The following is a 13,135-nucleotide window of genomic DNA, read 5'->3' on the forward strand; positions in this document are numbered from 1 at the left end:
ATAAAGCTGTAAGTGATAAAATGGAATGGGAAACCGATGCGGCCAGAGAGCTTGAGAAAGTACCCGAGCATGTACGAAAAATGGCAAAAATGGGTATCGAAGCATCTGTAGAAAAGAAGGGAAAAAACATTGTAACCCTGGGCGATGTTAAAGAAGCTGCGGAGCGTTTTGGCGCTTTAATGGAAAAGGATGAAAAGGCAAAGAAGATTGCTGTGGTCAGGTGTGATATCGTAAGTGAGACCTGCCCCGGCGTGGCATGCTTCAAGGCTTTCAATAAAAGGAAAGTTCATTTCAGCGGGTACGGCGAAGCTGAGATCATTGGATTTTTCACATGCGGAGGATGCCCTGGCAGGCGGGTCTTCAGGCTTGTGGACAGTCTTCAGAAGCACGGCGTGGATGCGATTCACATAAGTTCATGCATGTTGATGGAAGGCGGTTATCCAAAATGCCCCCATATAGACGAGATAAAGCAGATGATACTTAAAAAAGGAGTGAAGGTCGTCGAGGGGACGCATCATTGAGAGGCTTTATGTCTGGAAAAAGACAGTAATGGAGCTATTAGAAAGCTTTATTAATGTTCGTTAATATACGAATGAATGGAGAAATTATGACCATAACAAAAGATACAACAATAGAGGATGTAGTCAGCCAGTATCCTGAGACCATGATGGTATTTATGAGGCACGGCCTCCATTGCGTGGGATGCCACGTATCCGCGTTCGAGAGCATAGAAGATGGTGCATCGGCGCACGGGATAAACGTGGATGCGCTGGTGGAAGACCTGAATAAGGTCATATCGGCGAGAAAGAAATAATCTTTTGGCATAAGCTACGTGTGGAATTCTGATGAATTATCTGCGGGATTAAAAATTTTTTGAGTTGCTGCCGGGGAGGTTATGCTACTACCCTTGTACCTGTTTTGCCCGCGAGAGCAGGCAGCGCCTTATCCAGGCTTGAGATAATGGCAGTCTTCCCTCCGGATCTGACGAACCAGAGCGCTGCAAGTACCTTTGGTTCCATGCTGCCTTTTCCGAAATGTCCTTCCTCAATATATTTTTCAGCCTCTGAAACAGATATTTTATCAAGGTCTATCTGATCCTCTTTTCCAAAATTCAGGGCCGCTTTCTCAACATCGGTTAGTATGAGAAGGATCTCTGCCCCAACCGCGGTCGCTATCAGGCTGCCCGTAAGATCTTTGTCAATGACCGCTTCGACGCCAGAAAGCAAATTGTTTTTTCTAATGACAGGGATCCCGCCTCCTCCTCCGGCTATAACTACGACACCTTCCTCAACCAGTTTTTTTATAATTTCTTCCTCAACTATCTGTCTGGGCAGTGGTGAAGCCACGACCCGCCTGTAACCTTTTTTATCCTTTATCATTTTCATGCCTTTCTCCATCATCTTCCTTGCTCTGAATTCGGGATAATAAAGGCCGATCGGCTTGGTGGGAACCGAGCAACATGACTCATCCACAATCACCTGCGTGAGGATCGTCACGACCTTTTTCTCTATTCCCTCCTCTTTCAGCCGGTTATCAAGGGATTGCTGAAGCAAATATCCAAGCATCCCCTGCGTCTGGGCCCCGCAAAGATCAAGGGGTTGCGGATGAACAAGACCGCACTCTTCCTGCATCGCAAGGATATTCCCTATCTGAGGGCCATTGCCATGGGTCACAACCACATCAAAATCATTTTGGATGATCTGCGCGATCTCCCTGCAGGCTTCATCGATCATTCGCTGCTGCTCAACCGGACTTCCCTTTTCGGGATTCAATATCGCGTTACCACCAATTGCAATCACTATTCTGGTCATTTTCCCCTGAATGTTCAATGACTTACATGGCTTTAACATATTATAATTTCGGGTACTGTTAAGTTAATGAGTATGTAAAATACTATCTAAAGTTCTCAAAAATATAAAAATTTTTTTTAATTTACTTCAAAACCAAAATCACCTAATTCTCTATCTTTTTGCCTCTCTGTTTTATACTTTGATTGAATTTCTTCAATAGCAGTCTCCTTCATACCATCAAGTTCTTCTTCCAATTGATTTTTTATCCATTTTTCTTCAAATATCTGTGCCAGTTTATCTGCTCTATAGCTTTTAGCTTTTATGCGATATTGATTGGGTTCTATAGTTGTTTTTTCTAAGAAATCAATTCTTAAACCCAAACTTAAAATTGATTTTGCTTCATTTTTTATCACTCCATCATCCAGATAGAAAAGCTCTTTTGATAAATTTTCTATCAATTCATCTTCGCTCACAGTGAGTCCGGTTTCCTCAATTCTTGCAGCGAATATAAGAGAATCAAGTTTAGAAACTGGATGACTTTGTGGGAAAAAATTAAACATCTTTCTATTTGATAAAACACGATTCTTCATTCTTTTATTGAGTTCATGGTCTCGGTGTATCATACTATTTTTTATAGTGGGTGGAATTATTTTTGGTGGGAAGGCTATAGAAATACCTTCTAATCCTGTAATAGGAGCATGCCAAACAACAATTCCGCCACCTTTATCAATTGTTTTTCTTAAAATGTTTGGCGCATCTATAGAAGGTACTGCGATTACATATTCGAAATATACCATTTCATTTATAGGTATCTTGAGATATTTGGTTTTTATGTAATCCGTGTATTGAGTTATTGTAATAATTCTATCCTTATACTCATTTATTATCTTATCAGGATTTTTTGAAATACTTCCTTTTGCTTCTCCGAAAATTGCAATTCTTACTCTTTCTGTCGATTTATAAAGAAGAAAATCTACGTTTGGAATACTAAGTTCAGCCAAAGGGCTGGCTCGAATAAACCGATAATCAATACTTCTTAATGTTCCCTTCTCAGTAAACGGAGCAACACAAACATTTATCATCACTCTATGTTTTCGGTCAATTTCTATGGCATTTTTTTTAGCTTTCTCGAGAAAATCTCTTTTAGAGTTGAAATTTTGTTCCACTTGGTATAATAGGTGTTTCTTTTCTTCTCTATATGCTTCTATTAGACTTGGAGAGTGTAGGAACTTGATAAATTCCTCGTCGTCCAAAAATTATCTCTCCTATTGTCTTTCATCGATTGTAGAGAGTTCTGCTTGTTCATCAATAGATTCTGCTATTCCTCGATAGAAACCCAAAAGTGACTCAAAAGTCATTCGATATTTAGGTACAATAAGGATTTCAGACTCGCTTGCGCTAATATCAAACACTGAACCTTTAATTTCATCAATTACTGTGGAAGTAAAACTCAATGACCCGATTTCAATATTTTTATCAATAAATGAAAAATCTTTAAGCTCCTTTGCTAAACTCTCTACAGTATAAGCGTCAATTTCTCGTTTATGGAGTTTAATTACTCCGACATCGACTGATGCAGATTTTAGATTTGATTCTCCAGAAGCGATGTTAAAGTTCAACGATTTAGAGATGTTTCTCATTTTTAAAATTGGGTCTTTTATTTCATCTAAGTAATTGAAGAATAATGAAAGCGCGGGGGATGATGGTTCTTGTGCTGAGAATAGACCCTCATTTGTAAGATGAAGTTTCAAATTTTCATTCACTTGGATATAAATGGAAGTGGGTAAAACCCCATATAATTCTTCAATTTCCAACATTGTTTGCGTACCGTCATCACCTGTATAGTTGAATCGTCTTTCATAATTAGGCCTAATTCTGCTTGGTGTATCATCCAATAACTTTCTCTTACTAGTGAATCTATACACAAAACTTCCATTATTCTGTTCAATTGTTTCTTTCCAAAAACGTCTAAAAAAGTCTGGTTTTATCCACATAGGAGTGGTGCCTCTTGACTTTTTTATTTTATTTTCTACAGATTTTTTATATCTCTCGTTATTTGCTGTTGTGAATAATAATAATAAACCCGGACTATATTCCAAAGCATAGTATATTTCTTCAATTTCATCAGAAGATTCTACCTCTGGTGTAACTTTAAAAATTGCGCCTAATTGCGTAATCTCATCTATTTTAAACAAGGTGGTTTGCCATGAATTATCCGAAACAAGAATGCAATAAATTTTAAGCCAATTCTTTCTTTCCTCTTCAAATATTTCATCGGAGTGTTCCATGAGATAATCTAAAAACTCACCCACTGAATATTCTTTTTCAGGAATTTTCATTTTATTATCATTACTTCTTTTTTGTATATATAATATACTGCATAAACTTTATTTAACTCAGTGTTGGTTTTTAATGTTTTGTTCATCTTTGGGGTATACCAAATTGAGGAAGCCAAATACCTAACAAAATTAGATGGTTTGGAGGTTTAATGTTTTAAATCCGAGGTTATTTTACCCCTACTCCTTAATCTAACATATTATAATTTCGTTACCTCTATATACTGTGAGATTAATTTCAACTGGGTACCTGAAATGAAGACATGCATAATGTGCGGCGGCGAGGGAACAAGACTTCGGCCTCTTACTTTTGACAGACCAAAACCAATGATCCCGCTTTTGAACAAGCCATCGGTCGTGCATCTGGTGGAACACCTTGCCAAGGAAGGTTTCAACGACATTGTGCTCACCCTGGGTTATCTCGGCGGGGAAATAGAAAATGCGCTGGGCGACGGGAGTATGTACGGTGTTCATATCGAATATGTACATGAAATAGAAAAACTGGGAACCGCAGGCGGTGTAAAGAATGCAGAGGAACTCTTCGAGGGCGAGCCTTTCATGGTGGTCGGGGGAGACCATGTCATGAACCTTGGATTGCGGGAGTTCGTGCGCTTCCATGAGGAGAACGATGCCATCGTGACGATCGGTTTAATCCCCATAGACGACCCGCGCGAATACGGCATCGCGGATATGGATGTCAATAACAGGATCAACCGGTTCTTTGAAAAACCCGGGCCAGGTGAAATTTTCAGCAACCTTGCAAGCACAGGCATATACGTCTGCGATCCCGAGATCCTTGATCTGATACCCGGGAAGAAATACGATTTTGCAAAAGACCTTTTCCCTGATATCATGAAAAAAGGCGAGATAATCAACGGTTTCCTTGTGCATGGGAGGTGGACTGATATCGGGAACCCGCAGGCTTACAGGGAAGCATGCAGGTGGATGCTTGAGCAGATGCCCGGGACAAAGATATCCGGGCGATTTAATATCAAGGACGCAAAAGTGACTGGGCCGATAGACATCGCCCATGATGTTTCGCTGGGCTCGAATTCCTCCATTGTCGGGCCGATAGTGATAGGAGAGAACACCTCCATAGGGGATAATGTATTGATAGGCCCTTATACGTCCATCGGGTCAAACTGTAAAATCGGCAATAACTCAAGGATACTTTCATCGTATATCTATGATAATGTGGAAATCGGCGAAAACACAGCTGTTTCCAGTGCGACCATCGATAATGCCACCAAGATAAAGGATTCCTGTATACTTGAAACCGGTACTGTCATCGGTCCGCGGGTAATAATCGGGAATGATGTCACGGTTAACTCGCAGGTGAGGATATGGCCGGAAGTAAGAGTAAAGAATGGAACCAGGGTCACGGAGAACCTTGGAAATGAGGACTTCGGGAACGAGATAAAAGGCTCCTAATCTTCAAGTATTTCTACTGAACCGTCTTTTTTCCCGACATAGACAATATCGATTTTTGTGAATATCCCGTGCTCCACGATGCCGGAACATTGCGAAAGCTTCTCGCTCAGGGTAAGCGGGTCCTCTATCGTTCCAAAATCAGCGTCAAGGATGAAATTCCCATTATCAGAAATGACAGGCCCATCTTTATTGACTCCCATGCGTACCACTGCTTTTCCTCCAAGCTCTGACACCTGTTTAATAACTAATTTTCGCGCGAAGGGCAGTACCTCTAGGGGAACAGGATGGCTGAGAACATCTGCGATCTTGGATTCATCCACAACTATTGCGAATTTCTTTGAAGATAGAGCCACGATCTTTTCCCGCGTATGCGCCGCACCGCCGCCTTTGATCGCGGTGAAGCGGGCTATCTGGTCCGCGCCGTCGATGTCGATATCGAGAACAGGATGCTCATCCAGCGTGGTGAGCGGGATTCCGCTCTCGGCCGCCAGGAATGCGGACTGGTATGAAGTGGGAACGCCAAGTATTTTCAGGCCGTCAGCAACGCGCCGCCCGAGTTCTTTGATGGCGTATGCCGTGGTGGAGCCGGTGCCAAGTCCAACCACCATGTTGTTTTTTACGAGCTGGGCTGCTTTTTCTCCTGCGACCTGTTTGGGATTGATTTGAGTAGAGTTTTTCATCAGACCATTCTTTGCCTTTTAATTTATAAATTTTTAAAACTTAGCTTTATTTATGTTTGGATTTCCGTAGTGAGAATCCTTTAGACATAGCATAATTGATTGGTTTATTTTTATCTTTAGTTGTAAGCGTCTCTATATAATGGCTTTTGATGGCTTAAAGTTTAAAAAAGGATAGATTTTCATTACTTCATTGAAAGATGAATAGACGAGGAAATTTCGAATATACTTTCCCTTGCAAAATGAATTATTAATGCTGCTTCAGAGATGTATAGTAAAATTTTAACTGTAAAGGGCAAATTCGGAAACAATAGCTCAGTAAATTTAATCGTAAACCAAATGATTAAAATTGTTAGAAAAAAGAGGAAGGTATGCTTAACTAAATTAATTGTATAAGGATATGTTTTAACCCAAATATCATGGTGAATAGATGGTACTTCAGGTTTTTTTATTTTATTAGCCATTAATTCACCATTAATTTATTAAGATTATTTTGATAATCCAGATAATTCTAAAATATTTTTTAAAATCTGTAATTTATCAAGAACTTCTTTATTTTTATTAGCCGTTTCGTACAATTCATTTATTAGATTAGTTATTATTTTATCAGGCTCATCAAAAATATGAATTGGTAGATTTTTATCATTAAGATGCCAAGTTTGTTCTGGGGATTCATCAGATTCACTAGACCACATACGAACCTCATCTTGATACAGAATATATGTATAATTAACACCGTTAAATGGATTGGAAGATGAGCCTATTTGCAAAGACGTTTCCCATTTTTTTAGAATTTCTGATATTTTTTTAAGTACATCAGTATAAACGTCTCGTAATTTATCAGAAGTCACAATTTTATCATTATCATGACCAAGCGAATATAATTTTAATGAGTTCTCAGTCACTTCAGAAAGATTAAGACCTAACTTTTTCGCTTTTTCAATTACTTCTGAATTAATTGAAAGTGTTAATTTCTTTTTTTCGGATTCCATACGTATCATTATTTCATTATTTGCACGTATGTTTAAATAGTTTTCTGTACATACGTATGTTTTTATTATTATTAGTACGTATAAATTAATATTTCAGAAATGGCTAAAATGCATAAGTTTGTTTGAAACCGAAAATATAATATCAACTTCAGTATATTGTTATCCTAAATAACTACCAACAAGAATAGAAACGGTCAAAACAAACGTCCATTTGTTTGTACTTTTTTCTTTAAAGGGACAGAAACAAGCTTTTTGATATACCCCTTTTTATCGCTGAAAATTTCTTATTTCTCTTTTTTTCTTTAATTTAAGATAATTGACCGTTGATATCGGGAGATTGCTTTTTATGAGAATATTAATCATGTATTAATATCCGTATTCATGCGAACGAGAGATAAAATTATCCCACTCTTTTCTCTTCGGAAAATTTGAATTCAAAGGAGGAAGTTCGCCATGAGTTTTAAAATATTTCACAATAGCTTCTCCCTCAAATTGTTCTATTTCTTTTGTTTTATAATATGAATATTCCAAGTCCTTTGATTCAATTTTTATATTCACTTTTCTTAACAGATAAATCATATTACTCGCGGGGTGACCACCCATGTTTTTTAAAGCCCCTCCGGCTTCGAACCCCTTTAGAAACCTTTTACGTCCTTTTTCCATATCGCCATTTTTACCAATATAAAGTACACCTTCCGAATCTTCCTTTAACCATCGAGGTATTACGACTGGTTTTTTATCTTTAAGAAGTCTTATTCTATATACTGCTGGATTCGATTCCGCGGAATCTTCAATGTTTCTCCATTCTGTCCAATAAAGAATAGGGGTAATATCCATATTATCACTCAGCTTTCATTACAAAATTAAACATGATAAAATTATCGAAATTATCCCCCGACTTTTGACATGTCATTCTATCCCCGAAGACTCGACGGAACCTCTCAGTAGAAACATATATATATATTAAATTTCAGAATCATGTGTTAATAGATAGAAAATTTAAATAAATTGGGTGGTATATTAAGAATGAAATTGGGTGGTATATTAAAAATAGTTCCTGAAGATGATAGAAATTTCACTCAAATCGATAATCTTGCTACGTTGAAACAAAAAGTCAAAGAAAGTAAAAGAAATATCATAATAATCCCTTTCGCTTCCGTAATTATTCTTATTGTAACAGCAATAGTAATAGCGAAATTCTTTTCGGCACCCGTTCCCCCTCCACCTAGTTTAACAGGGATAACCATATTTGCGGTAATCTACTTTATCGCACAGTTATCCGAAAGAGTCACCGAACTATTCAGCGACGTTTCAGTAAAGGGAAGTTCTCCAAGATTAGGTGAATACACGAGACATATAAGTTACATTGATATGGTTATTAAAAATACCATTGATAAAAACACGAGAACTCTATTAGAGTTAGACCATCCGTCAATACATGATATGAGACAACTTATTTACTATAATGAGTTACAAAGTTACTATGACAAGAGAAATAGGGAGATTATACTTTGGGCTGTCCCCTCATTATTCGCAGTTATATTCACATCACTGACATTAGGGTTGTTTGGGATTATTGGAATAACTTACATACCACACGTATGGGATTCGTTATTCAGCGGGATGATCATTGGAGGCGGAACAAAGCCATTACACGATTTAATATCTTACATACAAAGTAAACCATAAAACCACATTCAGTGGCAACTGGCAATATTTATAGTCGCAGATAATCTACATTAATGAGGTCGTAAGCTCTCTTTTTTTTTGCGGATGAAAAAAACGATAAAAAAAGAGAACCTGGTTTACCACACCAAGTCGAATAAGAAAGAGTGATTGCTCACTCTCTCTCTTCCAAGAACCGTACTTGCGACTTTCACCGCATACGGCTCAAGCGTTCGATAACCCTTTAAATAGGCCAGCAGTTATTTGTCATATATATGAATCATTTGATTCATGGTCAGTTTCCCATACGTTAAAAAAGTCACAAGATTTATAACTGTTTCATGACATTGCATAATTGCAGGTGAAAAAATGCCTTACATATATAAAGTTAAAAATATCGGAGGAACAAAACCAGGGAAAGCGATAGAAAAAAAGTTGAATGACCTTGGAAGCGAGGATTGGGAGTTAATAGCTTTCCAATGCAATAATGATAAGACTTTAACAGGAATATTCAAAAAGGTCAAATTGTCATCAGAGAATTCTGGCGCATAATAGCTATTTCATTCATAGCTACAAAGAACTTCCAGCCTTTTCATCTGGCCAATTTAAGGAACACATCCTCGAGGTTCGGCTGCGAAATCTCAATGTTTTTAATATGGACCTCGCAGAACTTCTTCAATACATTATCAATTATCGACTCCACATTCTCCGCCACGAGCTTTATTTTTCCATCCTCATGTACGATGTCAAGTATTCCATTAATATCCTTCAAAACCGCAATATCGAACCTCCCTTCATAATCTATTGTTATGGTCTCACCGAGTTTCATCTGCCTTTTAAGTTCACCCGGCGTCGCATTTGCAATTATCTCCCCTTTCTTGATAAAGGCAATGCGTCCGCAGAGCTCTTCGGCTTCCTTCATATAATGCGTGGTAAGGACGATGGTTATTTCCTTTTCCTCGTGTATACGTTTGATGAGTCTCCTTATCTTTATGGACATGTCCGGGTCAAGACCCATGGTGGGTTCATCCAGAAAGAGAAGTCGCGGTTCGTTCAGAAGAGCTTTTGCGAGGGAGAGGCGCTGCTTTGTCCCCGTTGAAAGGGAATCGAACCTGGCATTTCTGAAAGGCTCAAGTTCGAGCATGCTAATGACATTATTTATGGACTTCTCCTTGTTTTTCAACCCATACAGCATCGAAAAGTACCGCAGGTTCTCATAGACGGTGAGGCTCCATGGGAAATTCGGGTTCCCGCTACTGATGTTCACAATGCTTTTCACGCGGTTCGCCTCTGCGAGCGTATCAAGCCCGAAGATACGTATTTTGCCGCCATCCGGTATCGTGAGCGTGGCAAGAATGGAGATAAGGGTTGTCTTGCCCGCGCCGTTTGGGCCAAGGATGCCGAATATCTCTCCTTCCTCTATATCGATGGAAACATTCTTCAGGACCTCTTTTTTCCCGTGGGCCCCCTCTTTGAAGTGCTTATATATTCCCTCTGCCTTGACTGCGAACATAAACACCATACTGGTTTGAAGAGCAAAAAAGCTTCTTTTCCATTCTTGAGAACAACTTAAATTCGATTCCATCCATACTACAAATTTATGGAGGGTAAAAAAAGCTATAAAAAATCGCTTGGTCTATACGAACTTGTAAGCCTGGGCGTGGGCGGGACAATTGGTTCAGGAATATTCGTTGTTCCCGGCATAGCCGCTGGCATAGCAGGCCCAAGTTCTCTATTCGCCTGGTTCTTCGTTGCAATTTCCGCATCCTGTGTCATGTTCTCATTAGCATGGGCTTCTTCCAGATATCCCTCCACCGGGGCTTTCTATTCCATCTTTTCAAAGGTATTCGGCACAAAAACATCCACATCCCTTGTGATACTGTATTTGATATCCTCGGTATTCGGGATAGCCACTATAGCATCCGGAATAGGTCAGTATCTCTCTTATTTCGGTATCCAAAATATCCTAATTATCGAAATGCTGATAATCGCTATGTTCTGCCTTATCAATATAATCGGCGTCTATCTTTCAGGGACCACTGAGATTATCCTGACAACCATCAAAACAATTCCTCTCGTAATTCTCGCCGTCCTGCTGATGCAATATATCCAAAAAAGCAATTTTTCACCCTTCTATCCTGCCGCCCCCACGGATTTCCTGAAGGCTCTGATCATCGTTTACTGGCCTTTTACAGGCTTTGAAATAAGTGCGATACCTGCTGAGGAAACAAAAGATAAGAACTTAATATTCAAGTCTCTTATTATAGTGATGTCCATTGTTGTATCCGTATATCTTTTATTGAACATCTCCTTGATCGGCAGCGTTGGGAGCAGAGTTCTTGCAAGTTCTCCTGCGCCTCTCGCCACGGCGGCGGGATTGATCCAGAAGGAATCCGGATGGATCGTGGGAATTATCGGGATCGCTGCAATGCTCTCGGCTTTGAACGCCTACGTGCTCGGGACATCCAGGGTGATGCAGAACATATCCCACAGGTTCAGATTTCCGATATTGAAAGATATTGGTGACAGGGGGACACCTGTGGCTGCCATATTATTGAGCGCTTTTTTTGGCGGAGGATTATTGCTCTTCTCTAACCATTTCAACGAGCTTGCAAGCATATCTGTCATAACGACCCTCCTGCCCTATATTTTCTTATGCCTTTCTGCATACATGCTTTTCATTGAAACAAAGATAAGGCTGATCGCGGGTATAGGTGCCGTCACGACTATTGCTATCCTGGTATTATATTTCATATTCTGAAGAAGACTCCCGTACACACAACAACCTTTACATATCCGCAAGCATTTTTAGTACCGACCACTATGACCACACTCGACCCATGGGGCGCAGTCAAGATCGATAATTACTCAAAACTGTTCGATGAGTTCGGGATATCGAAGTTCGATGAGCTTCTCGATAAAATACCAAACCCGCACAGGTACATGCGCAGGCATGTTATTTTCGGGCACAGGAGCTATGATTCCGTCCTCAATGCCATGCTTTCAGGCAAGCCGTTTGCAGCCATGAGCGGCTTTATGCCTTCGGGTCGCGCGCATCTCGGTCATAAGATGGTGATGGAAGAGATCATATGGCATCAGCAGCAGGGCGGTGATGCATTCCTTGCTATTGCGGACATGGAGGCGCACGCTGTCAGGGGGAAAAGCTGGAAGGAGTGCAGGGAACTGGGGATAAACGAGTATATCCTGAGCGCGATCGCGCTCGGATTCGAACCGGGTGGGCATATTTATTTCCAGTCAAAGTCAAACAATGTAAAGGAACTGGCCTTTGAGCTTGGCATAAGGGCAAATTTCTCGGAGCTGAGCGCCATATACGGTTTCAACGGGGAGACGAACATCGCGCACATGATCAGCGCGCTCACGCAGAGCGCAGATATTCTGCAGCCCCAGTTAATGGAATTTGATGGGCCGAAACCCGTCGTCATTCCGGTCGGGGCTGACCAGGACCCGCATATCAGGCTGACGCGGGGGCTTGCCTATAAAGTCAACATGTTCATTGTTGAGGAACGCCGGGGCGCCGGGAAGGCATACGTAAGCGTTCGAGGCAAAATGGCACCGAAGGATGCTCTTTCTGAAATTGCCAGGCGCACGGATGGTAAACTTTATGAAGAGCATGTGGACGTTTTCGCCCTGGATTCCCGGGAAGTGGAATCTATCGTTCGAGAAGTGGAATTGAAATATCATGGTTATGCCTTCATGCCTCCCGCATCCACCTACCACAAGTTCATGACAGGCTTGCAGGGCGGCAAGATGTCAAGCAGCATCCCTGATAGCTACATCGCCCTCACCGATAAACCTGAAGATGGGGGAAAGAAAGTGATGCGCGCAAAGACGGGCGGCAGGGTAACGCTTGAGGAGCAAAAGGTGAAGGGTGGTGAGCCTGATGTCTGTACGGTATACGAGTTGCTGCTTTACCACCTGATCGAGGATGATAATGAACTCAAGGAAGTCTATAAGGACTGCGTTGGTGGGACGCGCGTGTGCGGCAACTGCAAGAAATATACGGCAGAATTGATGCGGGAGTTTTTGAGAGACCATCAAGAGAAAAGGGAGATGGCGAGGGAGAAGCTTGGGGAGTTCGGGCTCTGATATCATATTACCAGATTCTTTAAGGGCTTTCTGGCATTCACCACATTTTTGAAGATCAAAACAATAAAAACTACACAGTCTAATTTCGTTTCATATTACCAAAATTATATAAACTAAAGCAGCAAGATAATCAGTGG

14 protein-coding genes and 1 pseudogene are annotated in these 13,135 nt (G+C 40.5%); 8 read left to right on the plus strand and 7 right to left on the minus strand.

Annotated elements, in window-relative coordinates:
• The first annotated feature begins 20 nt into the window (after positions 1-20).
• From O8C65_10480 to O8C65_10490, 3 genes and pseudogenes are all read left to right on the plus strand, one after another.
• Positions 21-146 (plus strand): annotated as a pseudogene (locus O8C65_10480) (PCP reductase family protein).
• Between the two features lie 33 nt (positions 147-179).
• Positions 180-521: a CGGC domain-containing protein gene (locus tag O8C65_10485; protein ID MCZ7357350.1), complete on the plus strand. Its 342-nt coding sequence runs from the start codon at positions 180-182 to the stop codon at positions 519-521.
• Positions 522-607: 86 nt separating this feature from the next.
• Positions 608-814, plus strand: coding sequence for a DUF1858 domain-containing protein (locus O8C65_10490; protein MCZ7357351.1), 207 nt, complete (start codon positions 608-610; stop codon positions 812-814).
• A 79-nt stretch (positions 815-893) separates the two neighbouring features.
• Here the strand turns inward: O8C65_10490 and arcC are convergent, their stop codons facing one another.
• The 3 genes from arcC to O8C65_10505 form a co-directional block, all read right to left on the minus strand.
• Complete coding sequence (gene arcC, locus O8C65_10495) at positions 894-1,811, minus strand: carbamate kinase (GenBank protein MCZ7357352.1); 918 nt, start codon at positions 1,809-1,811, stop codon at positions 894-896.
• Positions 1,812-1,927: 116 nt separating this feature from the next.
• Complete coding sequence (locus O8C65_10500) at positions 1,928-3,043, minus strand: hypothetical protein (protein ID MCZ7357353.1); 1,116 nt, start codon at positions 3,041-3,043, stop codon at positions 1,928-1,930.
• Between the two features lie 12 nt (positions 3,044-3,055).
• Complete coding sequence (locus O8C65_10505; GenBank protein ID MCZ7357354.1) at positions 3,056-4,129, minus strand: hypothetical protein; 1,074 nt, start codon at positions 4,127-4,129, stop codon at positions 3,056-3,058.
• A 252-nt stretch (positions 4,130-4,381) separates the two neighbouring features.
• Here O8C65_10505 and O8C65_10510 point away from each other — a divergent pair, with 252 nt between their 5' ends.
• Positions 4,382-5,557: an NDP-sugar synthase gene (locus O8C65_10510; protein ID MCZ7357355.1), complete on the plus strand. Its 1,176-nt coding sequence runs from the start codon at positions 4,382-4,384 to the stop codon at positions 5,555-5,557.
• Here O8C65_10510 and rpiA read toward each other — a convergent pair.
• The 3 genes from rpiA to O8C65_10525 all read right to left on the minus strand — a co-directional run bounded on the left by rpiA (position 5,554) and on the right by O8C65_10525 (position 8,063).
• Positions 5,554-6,237, minus strand: coding sequence for a ribose-5-phosphate isomerase RpiA (gene rpiA, locus O8C65_10515; GenBank protein MCZ7357356.1), 684 nt, complete (start codon positions 6,235-6,237; stop codon positions 5,554-5,556). The genes O8C65_10510 and rpiA overlap by 4 nt on opposite strands.
• Before the next feature lie 485 nt (positions 6,238-6,722).
• On the minus strand, positions 6,723-7,235 hold the full coding sequence (locus O8C65_10520) for a type II toxin-antitoxin system CcdA family antitoxin (protein MCZ7357357.1): 513 nt from the start codon (positions 7,233-7,235) through the stop codon (positions 6,723-6,725).
• A gap of 357 nt (positions 7,236-7,592) precedes the next feature.
• Positions 7,593-8,063 carry a hypothetical protein gene (locus O8C65_10525; protein ID MCZ7357358.1) on the minus strand — a complete coding sequence of 157 codons (471 nt, stop codon included), beginning with the start codon at positions 8,061-8,063 and terminating at the stop codon, positions 7,593-7,595.
• A 189-nt stretch (positions 8,064-8,252) separates the two neighbouring features.
• Between O8C65_10525 and O8C65_10530 the strand changes: the two genes are divergently transcribed.
• Both O8C65_10530 and O8C65_10535 read left to right on the plus strand, forming a co-directional pair.
• Positions 8,253-8,915, plus strand: a complete 663-nt coding sequence (locus tag O8C65_10530) for a hypothetical protein (GenBank protein ID MCZ7357359.1) — start codon at positions 8,253-8,255, stop codon at positions 8,913-8,915.
• A gap of 345 nt (positions 8,916-9,260) precedes the next feature.
• Positions 9,261-9,443 (plus strand): hypothetical protein, encoded by a 183-nt coding sequence (locus tag O8C65_10535; GenBank protein MCZ7357360.1) that lies wholly within the window; start codon positions 9,261-9,263, stop codon positions 9,441-9,443.
• 40 nt (positions 9,444-9,483) lie between these two features.
• Here the strand turns inward: O8C65_10535 and O8C65_10540 are convergent, their stop codons facing one another.
• Positions 9,484-10,404, minus strand: a complete 921-nt coding sequence (locus tag O8C65_10540; protein MCZ7357361.1) for an ABC transporter ATP-binding protein — start codon at positions 10,402-10,404, stop codon at positions 9,484-9,486.
• A gap of 87 nt (positions 10,405-10,491) precedes the next feature.
• Between O8C65_10540 and O8C65_10545 the strand changes: the two genes are divergently transcribed.
• Both O8C65_10545 and O8C65_10550 read left to right on the plus strand, forming a co-directional pair.
• Positions 10,492-11,652, plus strand: coding sequence for an APC family permease (locus tag O8C65_10545; protein ID MCZ7357362.1), 1,161 nt, complete (start codon positions 10,492-10,494; stop codon positions 11,650-11,652).
• Between the two features lie 62 nt (positions 11,653-11,714).
• Complete coding sequence (locus O8C65_10550; protein MCZ7357363.1) at positions 11,715-12,998, plus strand: tryptophan--tRNA ligase; 1,284 nt, start codon at positions 11,715-11,717, stop codon at positions 12,996-12,998.
• Positions 12,999-13,135: the final 137 nt, after the last annotated feature.

The sequence above is a fragment of the Candidatus Methanoperedens sp. genome, from assembly GCA_027460535.1.
Lineage (GTDB): Archaea > Halobacteriota > Methanosarcinia > Methanosarcinales > Methanoperedenaceae > Methanoperedens.

Bases quoted from the DNA above. Each gene is read 5' to 3' on its own strand.
- O8C65_10485 (MCZ7357350.1), top strand. From the start codon at position 180: ATGGAAAAGGATGAAAAGGCAAAGAAGATTGCTGTGGTCAGGTGTGAT.
- O8C65_10490 (MCZ7357351.1), top strand. From the start codon at position 608: ATGACCATAACAAAAGATACAACAATAGAGGATGTAGTCAGCCAGTAT.
- arcC (MCZ7357352.1), bottom strand. From the start codon at position 1,811: ATGACCAGAATAGTGATTGCAATTGGTGGTAACGCGATATTGAATCCC.
- O8C65_10505 (MCZ7357354.1), bottom strand. From the start codon at position 4,129: ATGAAAATTCCTGAAAAAGAATATTCAGTGGGTGAGTTTTTAGATTAT.
- O8C65_10510 (MCZ7357355.1), top strand. From the start codon at position 4,382: ATGAAGACATGCATAATGTGCGGCGGCGAGGGAACAAGACTTCGGCCT.
- rpiA (MCZ7357356.1), bottom strand. From the start codon at position 6,237: ATGAAAAACTCTACTCAAATCAATCCCAAACAGGTCGCAGGAGAAAAA.
- O8C65_10520 (MCZ7357357.1), bottom strand. From the start codon at position 7,235: ATGATACGTATGGAATCCGAAAAAAAGAAATTAACACTTTCAATTAAT.
- O8C65_10525 (MCZ7357358.1), bottom strand. From the start codon at position 8,063: ATGGATATTACCCCTATTCTTTATTGGACAGAATGGAGAAACATTGAA.
- O8C65_10530 (MCZ7357359.1), top strand. From the start codon at position 8,253: ATGAAATTGGGTGGTATATTAAAAATAGTTCCTGAAGATGATAGAAAT.
- O8C65_10535 (MCZ7357360.1), top strand. From the start codon at position 9,261: ATGCCTTACATATATAAAGTTAAAAATATCGGAGGAACAAAACCAGGG.
- O8C65_10540 (MCZ7357361.1), bottom strand. From the start codon at position 10,404: ATGTTCGCAGTCAAGGCAGAGGGAATATATAAGCACTTCAAAGAGGGG.
- O8C65_10545 (MCZ7357362.1), top strand. From the start codon at position 10,492: ATGGAGGGTAAAAAAAGCTATAAAAAATCGCTTGGTCTATACGAACTT.
- O8C65_10550 (MCZ7357363.1), top strand. From the start codon at position 11,715: ATGACCACACTCGACCCATGGGGCGCAGTCAAGATCGATAATTACTCA.